This window comes from Ruminococcus sp., assembly GCF_024684275.1.
In genome coordinates this window covers 1-16,929 of sequence record NZ_JAIKXF010000075.1, presented here as the reverse complement: position 1 = coordinate 16,929, position 16,929 = coordinate 1, and the positions used below count along the sequence as shown (strand labels likewise).

The following is a 16,929-nucleotide window of genomic DNA, read 5'->3' as shown; positions in this document are numbered from 1 at the left end:
CCAATGTGGCCGTTCAACCTCTCAGTCCGGCTACTGATCGTCGACTTGGTGAGCCGTTACCTCACCAACTATCTAATCAGACGCGAGCCCATCTCTGAGTGATAAATCTTTGATAACAAAGTCATGCGGCTTCGTTATGTTATAGGGTATTACCATCCGTTTCCAGAAGCTATCCCCCTCTCAGAGGCAGGTTGCTCACGTGTTACTCACCCGTCCGCCACTAAGAACTCTCAGTAAACCAAAAGTTCTCCGTTCGACTTGCATGTGTTAAGCGTGCCGCCAGCGTTCGTCCTGAGCCAGGATCAAACTCTTTATTAAATAGTATATATCACTTAGCATTTCTGCTAACCGAAATATCTTAATCCTGTTCAATAACGCTTGCGTTATTACTGCGTTTTTAAGTCTTCTTACTTGACTTTCTTTGCTCTCGCAAAGGAATCTCAAGGGTCGTTACTTTTTCTTAGCATTGTTCAATTTTCAAGATGCTGTGTGCGTCACTCTCTTGTGGCGACTTAATTATTATAGCACGGTTGCCGTCAATTGTCAACTAAAAGAATCCCCTCATTTTTTCTTACTTTTTGGCAATTATTACCACTACCCCAACAAAAAATACGCAGCCCGAAGGCTGCGTATCACATTCTTATTATTCTGCTTAGAACTCAGATGTATCAAGATCAAAGTTAGTCATCAGAGCACCATCCACATGGGCCATTCTTATTGCATCGATATCAGCACCAAGATCGTCGAGCATATCTGTATTCGTCGGATATGCACCAAGATATCTATCGGTTGCAAATCTTGCAGAAACGACAGACTTGACCTTATAATCCTTAACATATATCTTGTACACGATATCATCATCGACTATCTTGTCAATGTATTTGCCTATCTTTTCATTCCACTCATCTATTTGAAGCGAATTGAATTGTCCGTTGGTATAGCCAGCATTGTCAGCCGTCAGCCTGTTACCGGAAGCATCACAGCGATATCCGGAGGTTCCATCCCAGTAATAATACCATTCACGAGTAGTATCAACAGAAGGGACCTGGCTGTAAAGGTGCTTCAGTGCTTCACCTTTTTCCGTATCCGTAGCTCCGGTCTTATTATAAGCAAGCACATATCTTCTCTCTGCAAAGTCCAAATCAGTTATAATAGTCTGAGCAGCATTGAAGACACTCTTTGCTTTATTGTTCTGTGATTTCACTTTGCCGCGCTCAAGGAAATATCCCCACGAAGGAATAAGCACGCCCAAAAGAATGCCTATAATAGCGACAATAATAACAAGCTCAATAAGGGTAAAACCCTTTTGCCTTCTCATAATTACACCCTCCCTTATTATCAAGTCTAAAGCTATACTTATTATAGCAAAATATTCACAATTTGTCAATAAAATAGCGGCGTAAAATCTGCCCAATTTTTATAGAGTATTATTGTGCATTTCATTCAAGAAGGGCTATCGCTTTCTTCAGCTGGATATCGTTATCCGTTCCGATAAGCTCCTTATCCATAGGGACTTCAACATCGGGAGCAATTCCTACTCCATCCCAGTTGTCCCAGCCCTCGACCTCAAACGTTCCTGCTGTGAAGTGAAGATGTCCGCCGTTGCTAAGCAGCATTTCGCGTTGAAAAACACCTTTTCCATAAGTATTTGTTCCAACGAGAGTCGCATCGGCGTTTTTTTTCAGCACAGCAGTGAATATTTCAGAAGCACTGGCCGTACCATCGTTTATCAATATTACAATATCGCGATCATTCTCAACATCAGAAAAATCTTGTTCAAATATCTCAACATCTCCATCAAATTCAGTAGCAACACATTTCGCGTGTCCGCAGCATTGCGCCGCCATATATACACCTGCAACAGTTTCTCCGCCGCCGTTATCTCGAAGATCAATTATCATTTTTTTCTGATTTTTTGCCGATTGAAGTGCCGCATTAAGGTTTCCTTGTGCAAGCTGGCCAAATTCCTTAATATGTATATAGGCAACATCGCCAATACTCTTGTATTCCACGCTCGTACTCATTTCAGACGCTCGCACAAATTCCAAATCAAACTCTGCGCCTTCTCTGAGCACAGTAAAAGTCACGTTTGTCCCATCCTTGCCAAGCATCTTATTTGCTATATTCTCAAATCCTGTCTCTGAAACAGAAGCACCATTGATAGCAGCGATCTCATCATTAGTTCTGAGTCCCTGCTTGTGCGCGGGCATTCCTTCAGTAACTTCAGTGAGCAAAATATTTCCGTCATCAGCAGGCGCGACCTGAAATCCGCTCAACTTCGCAGTGCCAGAACTATTAACGTAAGCCACCATTGATGTTTGCTCGTCCTCGTCCTCATAATAAAAAGTAAACGGATCGGTAGCAATGCTCTCAACGTAGGCCTCTATCGCGCTTCTGACAGGCTTTCCTTCTGCGACACCGCCGTTTTGTTCAAGAACATCACGGCATTCTTTTGTTACAATAAAGTCTTTTCCTACAGAATTGACTTCACGCTGAGTATAGCTCATGGTATACCAGCACGTACCGCCAGCAACACCAGCGCCTATCAAAAAAGCAACAATATAACCCGAAAACTTGTCGGCACGTGATGCTCCACTTTTAGCATTTTCCTTTGCTACTTCTTTGATTTCATTCTCATTTTTTCTCTTCTCTTCCATAGTTACCTCAAAAGAAAACCTCTCTCCGAAGAGAGAGGTTTATTCTTATTTAACATTGTTTAAGGCTTTACCTTAGTTACCAGATTTCTCGAATGCACTTGTGCCTTCCTTGTAACCAGCCTTCCAAAGAGCAGCATTAAATGCAGTATCAAACTTATTTTCGCCCTTGTAATTGTCAAATGTATCAGATGTTACGATACCAGCAGGATATGTTCCATTGTATGTGGAATCCTGACGAGAAGCGAGAGCGATGCAAGAACCGCCTGAGATAGCAGCCTTAACCTTCTTCATCTTAACGATGTCTGAGAAGAAGTTGGTAACCTTCTTAGCGAACTTATCTTTACCATCAACTGTAAAGGAAGCGGGCTTGCCAGCAGTAACAGAAGTCCAAGAACCAGCTGCACCGTTCGAACCAGCGCTGTAAGTAAGGATGTAGTCGCCGCCAACGTCGATGCCCTCTTCATCAAGCTCTGTCAGGGCAGAGTTGATTGCCTTGTAAACAGAAGAAGCAGCAGAGTTAGCAGAAGAGATCTTAGACTTTCTTACATAACCGAGCATTGTGGGTACGAGGATAGCTGCGAGAACACCGATGATAGCGATAACAACGATGAGCTCAATAAGGGTAAAACCTTTCTTTGTAGTTTTCATAATAGAAAACCTCCTTTATAAATTTTTTGTGCTTTCGCACGATTCATTTTGGGAGTGGGTCTTTTTTTGTCCCCTTCCCTTTCCTGTGATTATAGTATAGCATTTCATTCATAAAAAGTCAATAGAATCCCAAAAATTAATTCATGAAAATCGTATTTTTTACACTGAAACGGTAAATCGGCACGTTTTTTTTCGCTTTTTCGTCATAGTGCACAGTATTCTGTGAATTAATTAATTGGGATAGCTTTATTTTGTCCGTGCAGTATAGATTCCGACTTAAATTACAGTCGATTTCTTCTGCTGATTTTTACTGTTTTGTCATATTTGCAGTTATTTTTGCCGCTGTCAGCGTCACAGAACTCTACAGATAGTTATTTTTAGCGCTCGATTTACACTTTGATAAACCGCGCGTTTCTTAATTGTTTGTTCACATTTTGTTACACTTTCTTTAATATTGTGCCGCTTTCTTCACTTGAAGTGGAGTTATCGGATTTTTCTTCCTTCAAAAAGAAGCTTTTTCCGACCTCTGCGTAAGTCAATCCGAGGAAAAGATAGAAGAAGGGCGTTGTGTAAAATATTGCTACGCCGAACATTGCGCTGATAATGTACGAAAACGTACAGCAGAAGCACAAAAGCGTCATTTTTGACAGCTTTTTCTTTTTGATAAAAGTCTCAACCATTACTACGGCGATAGCTGCCGCATGGAGCACTGTTACCGGTATCCCGAAGTTGACCGCATACTGTAACGGCTCACAGTGAGCAGTTCCTCCGACCTCGTATCCCTCGATTCCCCAGCCGAGCAAAGGTCTGCGGGAGATATCGCTTACTGCCTGCTTCCACAGCTCCCAGCGTCCCGAGCCTGCATCATCACTTCCTGACGGATCCGAGATGATATTGCCGAGATCGAATACCGTTCTTATCATACTTGACACCAACGACTCGACAAGCATAGACATCATCAGGTTGATAGCAATGATGATACCCAGAGCAATAATTACCCACTTTAACCTTTTCCTTTCGCATTTGAAACAATAAACGGCAAAAAATATCAGCGTAAATATTACCGCTACATAAGGTCCGAGCGAAGCGGTCGATATCATAGCCGCCATTCCAAGAGCCATATTTGCCGCATGAAACGTCTTGAACACCGCTCTGTCCTCATATATGAACAGCAGCGCCGCACAAATGACCACTATCGCAAGGTAATATCCATAGTGATTGGTGTTATTGAATATCGCACTGCCCTTCAGTCCCGTGAAGCAGCTGTTTGATACGACCCACTTGTCTATCATTGATGCCACGTTCATTATCATTGCGGACAGTTCAAAGATGATGATAAGTACTTTCCGCCACTTGCCCTTGAGTACAAGCATACCGCAGAAGAAATACGTAAACGGATGCCTCATGAACTCGTATATCGTGTCACCCATGTAATAATTGGGCATAGCGTCAAATTCAGTAAAACCTCTTATATTCGTTACAAGATATATTCCCGCTGCATAAGCTGCAAAAACAATAAGCGGAACAGCCGCCTTCAGATAATTCTTCCATTCCTCTCTGAGCTTTGGCAGAGAAAGCAGCCCGTATATCAGTGCAGCTCCCGCAATTATCTTTGCAAGGAGCGAAACAACGCTTTGCAGCGTCCTCATCATTTCCTGATAGACTTCAATGGAATCACCCATCTCATTGTAAACAAATTCGGTAAAGAGCACTCCCTGTCCTGTCTTCAGGAGGTATATCCTCTCTCCCCACTGTATAAGCGGTGACAATATCAGCAGCAGCACGCCCATAAACGCCGCTACCTGAATCACCTTTTCGAGCTTTGGCTTTAAAGCCTCATATTTCTCTGTCAATATTTTCACCCATTCTAAAAACTTATCCCCTGCAACTTGTACAGGGGATAGGCTGCAATATATATTTGATTATTCCGCAGAATTCTGCTGCATAACGGACATACCGCCTGTAGGAGAACCGCCCATCTGTGTGAGGAAGCGGTAGAATTCCTGCTTGTCCTGGCACTTATCGAGAGCGTCGACCTCGTTGATGACGTTCTTGTAAACAAGACGAGCGAGCTCCTGGTCGAGGGACATCATGCCCTGCTGCTTACCTGTCTGGATAGCAGACTGGATGAGGTGGATCTTGTTATCACGTATCATAGCGGAGATAGCGTCTGTAACGTTGAGGATCTCCATTACAGCGATACGGCCCGTACCGTCTCTCTTGGGGATAAGGGTCTGAGAGATGATACCTACGAGGTTGTTAGCGAGCTGAGTTCTGATCTGCTGCTGCTGGTGCTCGGGGTAAACGTCGATGATACGGTTGATAGTATCAGCTGCGGAAGTTGTATGAAGTGTAGACATAACGAGATGTCCGGTCTCGGCAGCGGTTACGGCAGCCTGGATAGTCTCGAAGTCACGCATTTCTCCTACGAGGATAACATCGGGGTCCTCACGGAGGGCAGCTCTGAGGGCGAGGGCGAAGTTCGGAACGTCGTCGCCTATCTCACGCTGGTTTACCATACATCTCTTGTGGTCGTGAACGTACTCGATAGGGTCCTCGACTGTGATAACGTGAGCACTTCTGTTGAGGTTTACAAAGTCTATCATACCTGCGAGGGTAGTTGACTTACCTGAACCGGTAGGACCAGTTACGAGAACGAGTCCACGGGGACGCATAGCGAAGTCCGCAAGAATGGGAGGAAGCATGAGGTCCTCGAGAGTAGGGATATCGTTGCGGAGGAGACGGATAGCGATAGCGGGCTTGCCCTTCTGGAAGTAAACGTTTACACGGTGACGGTAACCGCTCTTTGTCTGGAAGGAGAAGTCAGTATCGTGGTGGTTGTTGATAGAGGTCTGCTGAGCCTCGTTAGTCATCTGGTTAACTATATCGAGTATCTCCTCCTCGTCCATCTCGGGGTACTGAGAACGCATAGTTCTGAGAGTACCGTTGAGACGAACAACAGGAGCGATAGCGTTTGTAAAATGTAAGTCCGAGCAGCCGAGGAGACGAACCTCGTCCAGGATCTTGTGAATATTGATAATGCCCATTGTGTATTCCTCCTAATATATATATGTATAGATCAAACAGAGAATGTGGATCTTACGAGCTCGTCGATAGAAGTCTCGCCTGCCTGTACAAGCTCGGAAGCGTTGTCACGGAGGAGCTTTGTGCCGTTTGCCTTAGCAGCAGCCTCTATCTCTTCCTTGCCGCCGCCTGCCGCGATGATAGCGGAAACCTTAGCAGTACAGTGGATGATCTCGTGGATAGCGGTTCTTCCGCGATAGCCTGTGTTGTTGCAGTTCGGGCAGCCAACAGGCTCATATATCTGGATAGATGAAGGAATACCCATCAGCTCGTTCTCCTCGTCAGTGGACATTCTTGCCCTCTTGCAGTTCGGGCAGAGAACCTTAACGAGACGCTGAGCGATAACGCCGATAAGTGAAGTAGCAACCATGTACGGAGCAACACCCATATCAACAAGACGTACAACAGTCGAAGCAGCGTCGTTGGTATGGAGGGTAGAAAGTACAAGGTGTCCGGTGATAGCGGCACGGATACCGATATCGGCAGTTTCGGTATCACGCATCTCACCGATCATTACGATATCAGGGTCCTGACGGAGGATAGAACGGAGGGCAGCCGCGAAGGTCATACCAGCCTTCTGGTTAACCTGGCACTGGTTGATTCCGTCGATAGCCTTCTCGACAGGGTCCTCAACAGTAACTACGTTTACGTTGGGCTTAGCTATCTCACCGAGCGCAGCGTAAAGGGTGGTTGTTTTACCTGAACCGGTAGGTCCTGTAACGAGGATAACGCCGTGAGGAACGCGGAGCATCGACTCGAACAGCTGATAGTTGTACTCGGACATACCGAGGTCTGTTATCTTACGGAGAGCTATCTGACCTGTTGAAAGGATTCGGATAACTATCTTTTCGCCGTGTACCATAGGAAGTGACGAAACACGGACGTCGAGTGTGGTGCCGTCAACGACCTGAGTGAAACGACCGTCCTGAGGGATACGCTTCTCGGCGATGTTCATGCCGCTTATGAGCTTGAAACGTGTGGTGAGGGCGCTGTGAACAGCAGCCGAAATATTCATGAGCTCAACAAGGTCGCCGTTTACACGGATACGAATTCTTGTATACTTGTCGAACGGCTCGATATGGATATCGGTAGCGTCCGCTCTGAAGGAGTTCTCAACGATAGTGGTAGCGAGCTTAACGATAGGAGCGCTCTCAACACGCTCGTTAGCGTCCTCGTCCATAGTGCCGCCGAGGTCGGAAGCCATAGCTGTAACGCCCTCGAGCACGCTGTCAACGTTCTGCATCGAGTAGCACTTACCGATAGCCTTGTTGATAGCGGAAGTGGTAGCGAGAACAGGAACAGTATCCATACCTGTCGATACCTTGATATCTTCCAGAACGATGAAGTTTACAGGGTCATTTGTCGCAACAGTGAGACGCTTACCTGTAATAGCGATAGCGATTACCGTGTGCTTTCTTGCGAGAGCCTCGGGAACCTTCTGAACAGCGTCCGTGTTGATGTCCGTATTGTCGAGATCAACGTACTGAACTCTCAGCTTGCCAGCAAGAGCCTTAGTGAAGTTTATCTCGGTCATAAATCCAAGCTCAACAACAACGTCGCCGAACTTCTTGGCTCCATTTGACTCCTTCTGGGTCGCAAGAACCTTCTGGAGCTGCTCTTCGCTGATCAGCCCCTGACTAACTAAGTAGTCGCCAATTCTCTCGTTTCTCATATACAAACCTCCGCTTATTTTTTAGAATCCGCTCCATAGGAACAAACTCTTAATTTACACTTGCATTTTATTCTGAATATGATATAATAGTATTACGTCAATATTCTGAATGAAAAGGAGTGTGGAAAAACCATGTTTGGATTTGAAGATATGCTTCACAGTGAATTCACTGATACAACCTTCAAAGTCATGTTTTTATCCATCGTATTTATCTTTGGCATCTGTATCGGCAGCTTTCTGAACGTCGTTATACTCAGGCTGCCGCGTCACGAATCACTCATCAAGCGCTCGTCCCACTGTATGACCTGCGGAACAAAGATAAGACCGATAGACCTTATCCCCGTTCTCAGCTGGATACTTCTGAGAGGCAAGTGCCATGCCTGCGGCGAGAAGATATCTGTCCGATATCCCATCGTCGAGTCGCTCAACGGCTTGCTTTATATATTGACATTCATAGTGCTGGATATAAATGCTAAAGCCATAATAACCTGCGTTCTTATGTCGCTTCTCATCGTCATCGCCTTCATGGACTGGGATACACAGGAGATAGACCTCATAATCGTAGGACTCATCCTTCTGCTCGCAGTTCCCGCGGCGATATTCACAGATGATGTAGAGCTCAAGCACCGTATCATCGGCGCCCTTGCGATCAGCGTTCCGTTCTTCATCATCGGAGAGGTAAGCCGTCCGATAATCAGGAAGAAGTTTGAGGAAGATTTCCGTGCGATAGAGCTTGGCGATACGCTGCTCATGTTCGCATCAGGAGCACTCCTCGGAACAAAGGCTATTATCGTTTCAGCATTGATCGGAATACTCACAGCCGCAGTAGGCGGAGTGATATCCAAGATAGCTACAAAGGATTCCAAGTTTGCTTTCGGACCTTATCTTTCGATAGGCATTGCAGCCGGAATGCTCTGGGGCAGCAGGATAGCGGACTGGTACGTCAACCTCCTTACATATAAGCCCGAATAAAGGTCAAAAAGCGCAAAAATAAATTACAGGCAGCAGCAATTATTACTGCTGCCTGCTTTTTATTATCAGTTATTTATTTCGCTCGGAACAACATATATGAAGAAGATGTTGCTCGTGTTCTGCGAGGCCGCATAGCGCGAGAACGAGTCGTCGTAGGTAACGACCTGAATGAGCGATGAATTCGCCTTAGGATTACCGCTTTCATCCTGATCCTGCATAACACAGGTCGTGTTATATCTGATGGAAGGATTGATATTGGCAAACGCCATACTTGAAGTTGCTATATAACAGGGAGATTTGAAGATAGCGGTACGCTCAGTCACAGAATCGTCATCCGCATATGTCTTCTCACAGAAGACCTTGTGATCACCCTTGGCGTCATTAGGATAAGCAACAGTAGTAACAGCGAAACTGTACTTGTTCAGCACCATAGGGTTACCGACGTTATCACGCATGGGGATGAGCTCTTTGTAGTAGAAATCAGACTCATTTGAGCTCTTTATCGGGATAGCACCGCTTGTGGGAACATACAGGTTAGCGGTTCCGTCCGACTTGGTTATCAGCGAGGCATTATATGAACCCGATGCAGTCTTAGGATTATTTGTTGTTACCGTGCGGTCGCTTACAGGAATGAACTCATTGAATCCAAGCCTGTAGTAGTAAGAATAGTGCTGGAAGTGCTCGGGGTTTACTGCAAGCTCATTTGAAACAGGCGTAGCAGAGATAACAGCATTTCTGCCTGTCAGATCTCTCGTGACTGAACCATCGGACTCGGTCTTGGGCTTACTGTCACCAGCTGTGAAGTTGTAAACAACATCAACAAGAACACCGTCCTTGAGATCTGTTCCCGCAACTCCGTCATATGTGCTGGCAGCAGTAAGATTATCCTTGTCAGGCTCATTAAGGAGCTTCAGAACGTGAACACGTCCTGTAACCGGACTTCCGTCACTTACGACAGCCCCGTCAAAGAAATCATCGATGAACTCCTGAACAGCTTTATCCTCAGCAATAGGTGTTGCAACAGTCTTTGAGCAGAAATCGCTCTCGAATATTCTAACGAACGAAGCATATCTGAGTGACTTATCAACATACTCATTGATATTGTCAACGTACGCCGCCGTCTTCTCACGTGTAGAGGTTTTATTCATGAGCTTGGACGCAGGGTCAATAAAGCTCATTACAAGAACCATTATCACGCTGAACAGCGCCAGCACGATAATGAGCTCCATGAGGGTAAAACCCTTTTTGGTAGTTTTGAACTTTCTCATAGCGTTCCCTCCTTACGTTGGCGAAGTAGTCGGTGCAACATACTGAGGATCAGCCACGAACTTAAGTCCGAGGTTTCCGCCGAGCTCGTTCTCGTCCACGGGGGCGGTGGGGTCTACAGTAATGTAACCCTCGCCCTCGAAATTGACGTTATTGTTGATAGTTATCTTGATCTTGTTATCAGCGCCCGAAGGGTCGATCTTGTACGCCTTTTCAATGTATCCCGCCTCAGCGACAGGCGTCTGCTGAGCCACCTTGGCATTGACCTTGTTTGCGGAACGTGTGTAGTTATCAATGAGGTTAGCTGTTCCGACGACAAGGGTGGTCAATACAGCGAGCACGGCGAGAGAAATGATTATCTCGGCAAGCGTCATGCCCTTGAGCTTTCTTTTTTTAGAAGAAATTTTCATACCTCTCCCTCCTTAATACTCGTCATAGTAAAGAATATCAAAATCATTTCTTATATCGGTAAGACTTGGTCCACCAGGAGGCGGCGGATCATCAGGAATATAGATCATGTTGATCTGGTTACTGAATTCTGTCTCCATCGAGTTACAAGATCCAAGGATATACTTGAACTTATTGCCGAACGAATCAAACGGCTGACCGTTTCCGGGGAAGTTGTTACAAAGATCACCATTATAGTATATTCTTGAATTGCTGATGATATCATTTGTTCCGTTTACGGACTTAACCGTCAGCTTAACATGAGGCGAAAGGATATTAACTGTAGCCGAAGCAAAGTTCGCCCATTCAAGCTCTGAGCCTTCACCGCCATAAATGTTTGCGTTAGGTGAGTACTTCTTCTTCGATAAAGGTATCGAAAGACCAAGCGAAGGATCGGTGTACGGGATAGGATTCGTACTATTTTCTGCATTATAGGTCAATACCCAGCCTGATTTTTTATATATTTGGAACGAATTCTGTGTACCTGCGATAGATGTATCGAGATCAATTCCATTATTGATCTTCATGAAAAGATTCATATACTTTGTTGTAAGGAATGAATTCTCAAAATGTGTTTTCGAGTTCTTTTCAAGATAGAAGTAAACCGTACCTCCCTGCGAATCGTCAACAATGATGTTTACAGGGTTATCAAATTCAACATTATCCAAAACAACAAGCATATCACTTGTGCCAGGATCAAAAACCACAGCTCTCATCTTTGATGAGCTTATACCTACAGCAGGATCATACTCTGCTATATCGCCGTTGCTAAATTTGATATTTCTGAGGATACAGCTTTCCTTGATAACAGGCCAGCCCTTTTCAGCAGCAGGATCAAGCTGGAGGTCAACCTTTTTCGTTGTGTCATTCCACCAGCTCTTGCAGCGCGTATTGGGAGCTTTTCTTGTATCCTCAATATTCGTGTAGATCTTTGTGGAATCAGCCTTCAAACTATTGTACTTTGTCTTCAAAGACTCGGGAAGCTCACTGTACTTATAAGGATCAGCAGCATTATCAAGAACCTGATCCATTCGCATTATTATCTGCGATTCTTCTGTGGATATAGTTCCGCCCGAGCCATCCGAAAGCTCTGTCAGACCAAGAATAACTGATCTTTCAGCATAATCAGGATATATCTTTGCAGTGTAATCCGACTTCTTCTTGATAGTCTTGCCCTTATACTCAGTCACAACTGAGCCCTTGGATATAACGTTATCACAATAAATGTTTCCGCTTATATCCAGCTTATCATTCTCAATTGTAAGTGTACCGCCGCAAACGAGGTCGCCTGTTATATCAAGTGCTCTTGATACCTTGATATCCTTTTCGCCGTAAACACCTGTTGCCTTGATACCGCCGCCATTGTTTGCACCTATCTCAAGATTGCCCTTACTGTATATCTTGCCCTGAACCATACTTGTTGCACTTGAACCTTTTTTGGTTATAACTGAAGTTGTCCATGTGTAAAGTGTGGCATCATTTACAGTAATAACATTATCCTTGTCGGGATTCATCAGGTAAAGGTCACCGCCGATGGAGATACCGTTTCCTGTTGAATTGATGTTGCCTGCAAAAGTATTGAACGGGAACTGATATGTTCCGACTGTTGACTGCGGTCCGGTTTTTACAGGTCCTGACAGTTCACAGTCAACATAGAAATAAGGTATTTCATTAAACTTGAGATTTGGATCGGTTGTAGTATTGAGGAATGTAGAGCTTATCTCCTTGATATTTCCAAATGAAGAATCGCTGAATGTACAATTTCCCCAAATCGTAATGCCGACGCCCGCTCCGGGATAGCGGATCTTAGAAATGTTGCCAGGATCAAAGTTACCATTGATAACCGTATCTGCTTCCGTAAGTGAAAGCGAGTTATCGAATTTAAATGGCTGCTTCGACAGGTAGTTTCCGTTGTATGTGGAATATCCTGTAAGATAATCATAGCCTTGAGCCGTAGTCTTTTCAGGAAGTCCAAGATACGAACCACCATAGAGGTTAGACTGTGATGTAAATCCTGCACCACCTGTTGTAACGAATCCTCCATTACGGGGGCTGTCATCCTTGGGCGGCTCAGGAGGGTCTTTTACGATATAAGCACTTGACGTGTTGACAATACCGTTCATAGATACTTCAGCCGTCAATCTTATGATAGTACAGTCTTCCCACTTGCTTTTCTTTGAATTGTAAAATTTGCGCGTACCTGCGTACTCAGCCTTCAACGATTCGATATGACCAAGCGTATTTACATTGGTGCTGTCGCTGCTTATACTAACAGGTATATCCAGCGACTTATTTGTGAGGCTGAGCGCATTTATAGCGTTCGCGTAATCCTTGTCCGCCTTCATTGCATTATATGCAGTATTGACAACAGTTCTCGCCGTAATATTCGTCTGCGCGGTAGAATAATTCACATGCGCTCGGTTATTAGCCGCCGTCGCAAGAACCAACGTACCGCTCAGGAAGATTATCAGCAGTGCCATTACTGATACGACCGTCAAAAGAACGGAGCCCTTTAATTTTCTATTCTTAATAGTTTTCATTTCTTAACCGCCTTTCAAGTTATATTTCTCTAATAACTGTTAGCGAAGGGTCTGGTCGTTAGTCTGCTTCAACGTTAGGTTCAGAAAGTTCATATACTGAGTAAACTGATATATTGAATTTTGCTTCGATCTCTGCATCATCCTCGAGCATCTCCTTCTGTTCGTCAGAGAGCTCCTCGCCAAGACCGTCTGCCGTCTTCTCCAATGCCTCAGGATTGATGATCATACCGCCAAGATCAACCGTATTGATGATGATGGTCTTGTCCTGATCCTCGATAGCCTGGAGATACTTGTAGATATTCTCCTTTGTTCCTAAAACAGTGATGTCGTAAGTACCTGCGAGGACGCTCTCCTGAGTCCTTCCCTGAAGAGCATCGCTCTCAGCCTTGTCCTCAGCGATAGCAGCCTGTCTGTCGCCATTGAGATCTGCAGCCGCAAGCATAGACTCACCTACATACGAAGGAGTGAAGTAGTAGTATGAAAGTGTGGACTCACCAAGATCAGAAGCAGAAAGTGCAGTAACCTTTACTTCACAGTCCTCAGCAAAGTGCTGCATATACTGATCAAGCTTGCGAGCATTGTAAATATCGTTGTAAGCAACGAAATCATTTGTCAGCTTTGTTGTTGCTTCGTATGTAGCCTTGATCTCATCCTGAAGAGGCTTGATCTCAGCAATCTTATTATCTACATCTTCCTTATCAGCCTGAGCCTTCTTCAGCGCCTCGGAATCATTCTTGATAGCGTTATACTTAGGCTTGACAGCAAGGAAGAAGCCTGCAAGGAGTATAACGAAGGCGAGTAAAGCGCCTAATATGATCTTATCTCTGTAATTGAGTTTCATTTCTATCTACCTCCCCATTATTTATCGGATTTCTCAGGCTTGTAGGCGCTTTCACGGCCATTCATAGCCATTGTGACTGAGAACGATACTGATTCCTTATCCTCATCGATGTCGCCGTTATCGTTTCTTGCGATATTAACGATATAACCCGAATATGAAGCATTGGAATAGTAATCATTGTTATCACTGAAGTCCTCATCAAGGAGATTGTCAATGTAAAGCGAGGGGAGCTTCTGCACTTCCTCCTTGCTTCCCTGAGCAATTACCTCAAATCCGAACACACCGCTTGAATAGGACGGAGTAGAAATCATTGCAAAATCGAGGTCAAGATCCTCAACTGTCTTGTCTAGAACGAGCTGAATTGTCTCATACTTATCCTGATCAATAACAGGCTGCGAGTAGAATGCATCATGAGCATTCACGATCTTGGTGTTGTATGCATTTACCGTATCTCTGAGCCCAAGAAGCTTATCACGGTGCTGGAGCTTCTTCTGAGTCTCGGGAGAATCGATATACTCTCTGATTTCCTTTGTCTCATGCTTGATACCGAGATCTATCACGGTAAGAATGCCCCATGTACCGCCTACAAGAGCACCTGCCGCAAGGATCATCGCGAGCATCGGGATAGTACCGCCGCTGCCGTTTCCGCCGCCGCTTGCTCTCTTGATAGCAGCGCCGAGCTCAGTATCAAGGAGGTTGATCTTCTCAGTGTCCTTGTTACGCTTGAACATAGCGCCGATAGCGTTAGCATAGAGGGAGAACTCAAGGTTCTCGTGACCGTGTATCTGCGGAGGAACATTGATAAGGCTCGTATTGAGGTCGAGCTTCTCAAGTTCATCGGTAAGTCTTACGTAATCATGGGTATCGCCGTAGAAAACAACGTTCTCGATAGTCTCACCGGTGTTACGGCTTCTGTGGAACTGTAACATACGGAAGATGTTCTCGTTGACAGCCTCGAAAACGTAGTCAGCAGATCCGCCGTAGTCATCGGGGTCGATGGTGGCGAAACGTGAGAATGAAAGCTGACCCGACTCATAGAGGTTGAGTGAGATGAAGTTGTTGTCGATCTGAACAGCGAGGAGGGGCATCTTCGACTTGATCCTTGTATCAGCAAGAAGAACCTTTGTGATACAGTTGCATCCTACCATTACGGAGCGGAGCGAGATACCGAGGAGCTTGAACACTTCTCTGTAGCTGTTAACGATCTCGTAAGGACAAGCTGTAGCGAGGATGCGGAGCATGGGCTCGCCGGAATCGCTTCTCTCGTGAGCCTCACCTACGATAACATATGTAACGCTGTAGGAATCGTCGAGGTTGAGCTCAGCCTGGACCTGCTGCTTAACAGTCTTCTGGAGGTCCTGACCCTTAACGCGGGCAACGGTCATTTCCTTGAATATTGTGAGGTTAGACGAGATGCTGACGATAGCTTCCTTGTCGGGCATCTTGTTTCTCTTGAGCACACCGTTGATAAGTGTTGCAACGTTGGGCACGTCTCTAACGTGACCGTTAACGATGAGTCCCTCTTCGAGATTGAGTGTAGCAGCGGAGCTGATCTTGATCTTACCGTTGCTTTCAACGCCCTTAACAACACGGACGTTTCTGTCAGTTATATCAAATGAAAGCATTTTCCTTTTTCCACCTTTCCGTTATTCTTCGTTTTCGAGACCTGCGAGCGATCCGTAGAGCGCGGGGTAGATACCGATAACGACCATACCTATGATAACGCCCATGAAGATGAGGAGCACAGGCTCAACAAGACTTACAAGGCGCTGTACAGCTGAGTCAGATTCTTCCTCGTAGTAGTCAGAAGTTTTTTCGAGGATGGAATCGAGGGCACCTGACTCCTCACCAACGTAGATTACCGAGCAGAACATAGGCTCGAAAAGCTCCGTTCTTGTGATGGAAGCCGAAAGTGTTTCACCCTGTTTAACCTCATCAACAACATCGATGAACTTCTCATCAACGTATCTGTTGCCGAGGATAGCGGACGATTTCTGCAGGCACTCTACCATAGGGATACCGCTGGAATAAAGTGAAGAAAGAGTTCTTGCGAAACGGCCAGTGTATATCTTTGTTACGAGGGGACCCCACATTGGTCCCTTGAGGATAAGTCTGTCGACCTTGTAGCGGAAGTTGGGGACCTTCATTGCGTATCTGAAGCCGAAGTAACCGCCGAGTACAAGGATGATAACTATATACCACTTTGTTCTGAGGAAGTCGGAGATAGCCGCCATGATCTTTGTCAGAGCGGGCATCTGAGCGGGGTCCTCATACATTGCCAGGAAGTTAGGCATGATAACGATGAAGAGGAACATAACGATAACTACGCAGAGTATCGCAAGTATCGCGGGGTAGACCATAGCGCCCTTGATAGTGTTCTTGAGCTTGTTCTCCTTAGCGTAGTGCTCCGCCATTCGCGTCATGATAACGTCGAGCGAACCGCTCGATTCGCCGGCGTTCGCCATCGAGATAAGGAACTCGGGGAAAGAACCCGAATGCATCTCGAGAGTGGACGAGAAGGATTCACCCTTCTGAACGTTCTCGTAGATGTCCTGCCAGATAGCTCTCGCCTTTTCATTTTCCTGTTCCTTGACGAGAATGTCGATCGCTTTAACAAGGGTCAGACCGGAAGTAAGCATAGCGCTGAGCTGTCGGCAGCAGAACGCGAGCTCCTTGGTGCTGAACTTGTAGATTGATCTTGTGTTACTTGAATCGTCTTCCTTGTAATCCTTGATGAACACTCCTCGTTCTTTCATCTTTTCGAGGAATTCCTGTTCATTCTCGGCATTAGCCTTGCCCTTG

General features: G+C 45.5%; 13 protein-coding genes and 1 rRNA gene. 1 reads left to right on the top strand and 13 read right to left on the bottom strand.

Annotation, left to right across the window (positions count from 1 at the left end; all coding sequences use genetic code 11):
- The 7 genes from K5677_RS08160 to K5677_RS08130 all read right to left on the bottom strand — a co-directional run.
- Positions 1-318, bottom strand: a 16S ribosomal RNA gene (locus tag K5677_RS08160); the annotation flags it as partial.
- A gap of 334 nt (positions 319-652) precedes the next feature.
- A complete protein-coding gene (locus K5677_RS08155; protein WP_296726673.1) occupies positions 653-1,318 on the bottom strand; it encodes a type II secretion system protein in 666 nt (221 codons plus the stop codon).
- Between the two features lie 121 nt (positions 1,319-1,439).
- Positions 1,440-2,657 carry a S41 family peptidase gene (locus tag K5677_RS08150; protein WP_296726670.1) on the bottom strand — a complete coding sequence of 406 codons (1,218 nt, stop codon included), beginning with the start codon at positions 2,655-2,657 and terminating at the stop codon, positions 1,440-1,442.
- A 72-nt stretch (positions 2,658-2,729) separates the two neighbouring features.
- The gene (locus tag K5677_RS08145; RefSeq protein WP_296726668.1) at positions 2,730-3,305 is read right to left on the bottom strand and encodes a type II secretion system protein; all 576 of its coding nucleotides are present in this window, start codon (positions 3,303-3,305) and stop codon (positions 2,730-2,732) included.
- 437 nt (positions 3,306-3,742) lie between these two features.
- A complete protein-coding gene (locus K5677_RS08140; RefSeq protein ID WP_296726665.1) occupies positions 3,743-5,158 on the bottom strand; it encodes an O-antigen ligase family protein in 1,416 nt (471 codons plus the stop codon).
- 69 nt (positions 5,159-5,227) lie between these two features.
- Entirely contained in the window at positions 5,228-6,352 is a 1,125-nt protein-coding gene (locus tag K5677_RS08135; protein ID WP_031562593.1) for a type IV pilus twitching motility protein PilT, read from the bottom strand.
- A 32-nt stretch (positions 6,353-6,384) separates the two neighbouring features.
- Positions 6,385-8,061: a GspE/PulE family protein gene (locus K5677_RS08130; protein ID WP_296726661.1), complete on the bottom strand. Its 1,677-nt coding sequence runs from the start codon at positions 8,059-8,061 to the stop codon at positions 6,385-6,387.
- 132 nt (positions 8,062-8,193) lie between these two features.
- Between K5677_RS08130 and K5677_RS08125 the strand changes: the two genes are divergently transcribed.
- A complete protein-coding gene (locus K5677_RS08125; protein ID WP_173451285.1) occupies positions 8,194-9,033 on the top strand; it encodes an A24 family peptidase in 840 nt (279 codons plus the stop codon).
- Positions 9,034-9,098: 65 nt separating this feature from the next.
- Here the strand turns inward: K5677_RS08125 and K5677_RS08120 are convergent, their stop codons facing one another.
- From K5677_RS08120 to K5677_RS08095, 6 genes are all read right to left on the bottom strand, one after another.
- Entirely contained in the window at positions 9,099-10,301 is a 1,203-nt protein-coding gene (locus tag K5677_RS08120) for a prepilin-type N-terminal cleavage/methylation domain-containing protein (RefSeq protein WP_296726652.1), read from the bottom strand.
- A gap of 12 nt (positions 10,302-10,313) precedes the next feature.
- On the bottom strand, positions 10,314-10,709 hold the full coding sequence (locus tag K5677_RS08115; protein WP_173553801.1) for a prepilin-type N-terminal cleavage/methylation domain-containing protein: 396 nt from the start codon (positions 10,707-10,709) through the stop codon (positions 10,314-10,316).
- A 12-nt stretch (positions 10,710-10,721) separates the two neighbouring features.
- Entirely contained in the window at positions 10,722-13,286 is a 2,565-nt protein-coding gene (locus K5677_RS08110; RefSeq protein WP_296726645.1) for a hypothetical protein, read from the bottom strand.
- Positions 13,287-13,344: 58 nt separating this feature from the next.
- On the bottom strand, positions 13,345-14,127 hold the full coding sequence (locus tag K5677_RS08105) for a hypothetical protein (RefSeq protein ID WP_296726643.1): 783 nt from the start codon (positions 14,125-14,127) through the stop codon (positions 13,345-13,347).
- A gap of 17 nt (positions 14,128-14,144) precedes the next feature.
- Positions 14,145-15,752: a pilus assembly protein PilM gene (gene pilM / locus K5677_RS08100; protein WP_296726640.1), complete on the bottom strand. Its 1,608-nt coding sequence runs from the start codon at positions 15,750-15,752 to the stop codon at positions 14,145-14,147.
- A 21-nt stretch (positions 15,753-15,773) separates the two neighbouring features.
- Positions 15,774-16,929: type II secretion system F family protein (locus K5677_RS08095; protein WP_296726637.1), on the bottom strand; the 1,156-nt coding region annotated here is incomplete at its 5' end.